The sequence below is a fragment of the Actinomyces sp. ICM39 genome, assembly GCF_000282935.1.
Classification (GTDB): domain Bacteria; phylum Actinomycetota; class Actinomycetes; order Actinomycetales; family Actinomycetaceae; genus Pauljensenia; species Pauljensenia odontolytica_B.
In genome coordinates, this window is record NZ_ALCB01000117.1 from 1 (window position 1) to 3,112 (window position 3,112).

The 3,112-nt window shown below is 56.0% G+C and carries 4 protein-coding genes; 2 read left to right on the forward strand and 2 right to left on the reverse strand.

The window, feature by feature from the left end; translation table 11 throughout:
• A partial coding sequence (locus HMPREF1137_RS10535; protein ID WP_034497413.1) for a hypothetical protein occupies positions 1–392 on the forward strand: 392 nt, incomplete at its 5' end.
• A gap of 41 nt (positions 393–433) precedes the next feature.
• On the opposite strand, the gene HMPREF1137_RS10100 is transcribed toward HMPREF1137_RS10535, so the two are convergent.
• Both HMPREF1137_RS10100 and HMPREF1137_RS10105 read right to left on the reverse strand, forming a co-directional pair.
• Complete coding sequence (locus HMPREF1137_RS10100) at positions 434–850, reverse strand: carboxymuconolactone decarboxylase family protein (protein WP_081493531.1); 417 nt, start codon at positions 848–850, stop codon at positions 434–436.
• Positions 850–1,311, reverse strand: coding sequence for a MerR family transcriptional regulator (locus tag HMPREF1137_RS10105; RefSeq protein WP_081493532.1), 462 nt, complete (start codon positions 1,309–1,311; stop codon positions 850–852). Before HMPREF1137_RS10105 ends, HMPREF1137_RS10100 begins: the two co-directional genes overlap by 1 nt.
• Before the next feature lie 272 nt (positions 1,312–1,583).
• On the opposite strand from HMPREF1137_RS10105, the gene HMPREF1137_RS10540 reads away from it, so the two are divergent.
• A complete protein-coding gene (locus tag HMPREF1137_RS10540) occupies positions 1,584–2,039 on the forward strand; it encodes a transposase family protein (RefSeq protein WP_231284072.1) in 456 nt (151 codons plus the stop codon).
• Positions 2,040–3,112 lie beyond the last annotated feature (1,073 nt).

The following is a 3,112-nucleotide window of genomic DNA, read 5'->3' on the forward strand; positions in this document are numbered from 1 at the left end:
GGTTATGTCCTGAGCAGCAGTTCGAGGCGTTGCTTGGGTGCGTCCCAGTGGGGCGTTTTGCCGGGGCACTCACCCCAATCGTCAGCGATGACGTCCAGGTTTGCGTCGCTCGGGGTCCAACGATCAGAGCCTTTGGGCATGTAATTGACGCAGTGACCGCACCCATAACAAGCAACAGGCCGACCACCCACGATTACACCACTATGCGGGACGCTACTGAAAACGTCTGGGTGGACAAGAACCTCATCACCGCCAACTCAGCCGCCGGACTGGACCGAGCAAGAGCCATACTGGAGTACCTTGACGTCTACCCGGTAGAGACAATCAACACCTGGTACCAGTACTACTCGACAGGAAACCCAGAATTCTTTTTCAAGTTGATGGCCAACTAGACCGAAACAGAAATTGATGCATACAGCACCTCCACATCAACTTACCTGTCGCACTTCCGCCGTGACTCAATTACTTCCTGTGCTGCAAAAGTAGCGTTCAGTGCTCGTGGAAAGCCACAGTACACTGAGGCGTGCAGGATAGCTTCCTGAATTTCCTCTTCGGAAATCCCGACATTGAGTGCCGCTCCAACATGAACTTTAAGTTGAGGTTCGCATCCGCCTAATGCAGTCAATACGCCAATTGTTACTAACTGGCGACTGCGCGCATCCAGACCGGGCCTATCGTAAATATCCCCGAAAGCAAATGCGGCGATGTGGTGTCCTAAAGCAGGGTTTGACGCGGAAAGTGATTCGATAACACTCTGACCAGCGTCTCCGTCGATACGGGAGAGAACCTGCAATCCAAGATCACGACGTCGCTGGTTATCGACGGAATCAATATCGTACTGATCACTCATTATGGACGGGAACCTTTCTGATACATTGCTATCTTGAATTCGGTAGCTGCCAGCGATAACTGAAGATCCTCTATTCGTTGCCGAAGGATGTCGCGATGCTCCAGCATCAAATCAAGACGCTCCTGCACTGTTTCTGCACCTTGTTCAACCAAGGAAATGTAATGCTGGAGTTGGGCAATCGACATTCCAGAGACCCGCATTCGGGTAAGAAAAACCATACGCCGTACAGCCGCAGCATCGTAAAGCCGATGGCCGGATGCGTCGCGTCCTACTTTCACCAGCCCTGCGCGTTCGTAATAGCGCAGCGTATGTGCGCTGATTCCCAAATACTCGGCAGTGGTAGCGATATCCCACTGAGTGTTCTCGTCATCTCTGATCAGGTCGCGCAACGCCGCAGTATTTAGCCCTCCGGGTGGATCGATCGCGAGCCTAAGGGCTTGCTCTAACCGTTCTTCCAACATGTCTATTACGCTAAACCTTTGAGTGCGCTCGAAGGCAAACTGGCTCTTCCGAGTTGAGTATGGGTGACCGGATGTTGGTCGGGGGTTGCGGGTAGAGGTCGAGGTCCTTGATGATGAGCGGACTTCTACCCCCGCTGTCTTCAAGGACCTCGGGCGGTGTCTCACCCACCTGCTGCTGCTCTACATCGCTTGATCGTTGTGATCTGCTCGTCGGTTTGGAGGGCTTCCATCTGATCGCTGTCGCTCGACGTGCCTGTGGTCTGATTCTCGACATGGAGTCCTGCGATCACTTTTCCGGCTGCCCGGGTTGTGGCGTAATCACACAGGGCTATGGGTGTGTGGTGGTGGAGGTGGTCGACGCGCCCTGGGCTGGGGTCCCGGCGCGGATCCGATGGCACAGACGACGCTGGATATGCCGCGAACACACGAGGGAAACCCGGTGCACGCACAAAACCGGATGCAGCACTGAGCAGCGTGGGGGAATTGCACTACACGGGGGTCCGACACGCCGGCGACACGCTGTACGACGGCTTCATGTAGTGCAAACCCCCACCACTTCCGGCGTGGAGGGTGCCGTAGGGATCGCACACCTGGCCGGAGTGCCACCAAGCGCGAAAGAACACGCCCAGCACGGCAACTACTCGAAATCTAAACGTTCAAGGCCATTACTACGCACTCACATTTTCCACGTGAAACCGCCGGCACCAATGCTCGCCTCCCCGGGCTGACCAATGAAACCGCAATCACCATTGCGAGCCCTCAACACCCGAAAAACCAACATTTTCCCCGCGCAAAGGTGTCACCAGTTTCAAGCCAGCACTCACTCAGGCCCGCAAAGGTGTCACCGGTTTCATCGCAACGAAGCAGTGCACTAGATACAGCACCAATGCACCAGATAGAACAGCATTGCACTGGCAACTAAGCAGTGCAATGCCTACCCAAGTAGTGCAATGCCCCTGAAAAGGGAACTCCCTCAATTCCGCATGCAATTCCACATCGGCCCTCCACACCATGACCCCATAATCCGCAGAATTCCAACGATCAGACTTCAAACCATGAAACACATTCAAGAGAATTGCATGCGAAATTTTGAGGGCGGTGGGGCCAAGCCGCCCGAAAAGTCGCACGTAATTCGATTGGATGAAGTGTCAACAAAGCCAGAAAACGTTGCAATTCCAACGACCTGAATTCAATATTTGAAATAGTCGCAGGGGAATTACGTGCGAAATTGGGTGCGGTCTCAGCAATGCGGCAAGTGAGGTCTGGACGCGACACCCGTGCGGTAGCGACGAGGCCTGGCTGCGACGCCCATTGGCTGCGGCAGGGCCTGGCAGGGCTATTCACATCGACCTAGCCCCACTGGTGTGAAGCGCGCCGGAGGACCCTGCCACGGTGCTGGTGGGCGACGACGGGGCCTGGCCGAGCGACCAGCGGACGGCCGACGTTACAAACGTCGTCAAACCAACGCAATTCGAGTCGCCTCACGAGGACCTCTGTTACAAACGTCGTCAATCCAAGCCAAAAAACCACCATTATCAGCGAAAAAGCCGATGGATTGACGACGTTTGTAACAACGGATCAGAAATCCACACGAAAAACACCTCAGATTGACGACGTTTGTAACAACACGCACCAAGCCACACGCCAGCGACACAGCGCCGCCGGTGCGGAGGGCACCGAAGGGACCTGCCGCGGTGCCGGTGGGCGGCGGCGGGGCCTGGCCGGGCACACCAGAACCACAAGCGCCGCCGGTGTGAAGGGCGCCGGAGGGACCGGAGGGCACGGGCGGGCTTCGAGGCGC